We start from the raw sequence: 943 nt of genomic DNA, 5'->3' as shown, positions 1-943 counted from the left end.
GCGGGGGCGCCTCCTTATAACCATTTCATTTAAAAATTTGTTTGAATATTAGATTAGGGAGCTACCTATGACCACTACAACTGTATCTAAAAAATATGAATTTACTAATGAAAACTTCACTTTTGATGGTCTTACTTTACACCGCATACGTGCTCTAAGAGATTTTGATGATGTTAAGGCGGGAGACCTCGGCGGTTTTATTGAAAATGAAAGTAACTTATCCCATGATGGCAATTGCTGGGTCTATGATAATGCCGCGGTTCTTTTCGATGCAACTGTTTATGAAAATGCTAAAATTTATAATGATGCTAAAATCTTTAGAGGTGCCAAGGTGTATGGCAATGCTATCGTTAATGGCAAGGCATTGGTTTTTGATACAACCGCTCATATTTATGATAACGCAAAAATTCATGATAACGCTAAGGTCTGTGGGCATGTTTATGGTAATGCCGTAATTAGTGATAATGCTACTATTTCTAATGGTGCCAAGGTTTATGACAATGCCCGTGTCTATGAAAGTGCCTATGTTTGTGGCTATATTTTTGGCAATGCCCATGTGTATGGCAAGTCACGGGTTTATGTCTGGGCGCGGGTTTATGATAATGCCCATGTTTTTTGTAATGCTTGGATTAAGGATTATTCAAGTATCTATGGTCATGCCAAGGTTTCTGGCTCGGCTCGTGTTGGTTGCTTTGTAAGGATTTATGATCATGCCAAGGTCTATGGCAAATCAAATATTGATCATCATGTGCAAATTTATGGCAATGCTGTTGTGAATAGCCGTGCAAAAATTCGTAATGATATCTGTGATGATAATCTGTCACTAAAAGACGCTGCTTAAATAACGCGTGGGGCTGCTTTATAGCAAAAAAGCCGCGTCCTTTAAGACACGGCTTTTATTATCAAAACAGCTAGCGATCTAAATAAACGATTAAAAGAAATA

Annotated in this window: 1 protein-coding gene; it reads left to right on the top strand. The window is 38.1% G+C overall.

The window, feature by feature from the left end:
- Positions 1-67: 67 nt before the first annotated feature.
- On the top strand, positions 68-841 hold the full coding sequence (locus ACFIQC_RS09920; RefSeq protein ID WP_375627030.1) for a hypothetical protein: 774 nt from the start codon (positions 68-70) through the stop codon (positions 839-841).
- Positions 842-943 lie beyond the last annotated feature (102 nt).

The organism is Bartonella sp. AA126HLJHH (assembly GCF_042197425.1).
GTDB lineage: Bacteria > Pseudomonadota > Alphaproteobacteria > Rhizobiales > Rhizobiaceae > Bartonella.
This window is presented reverse-complemented; position numbering and strand designations above follow the sequence as displayed.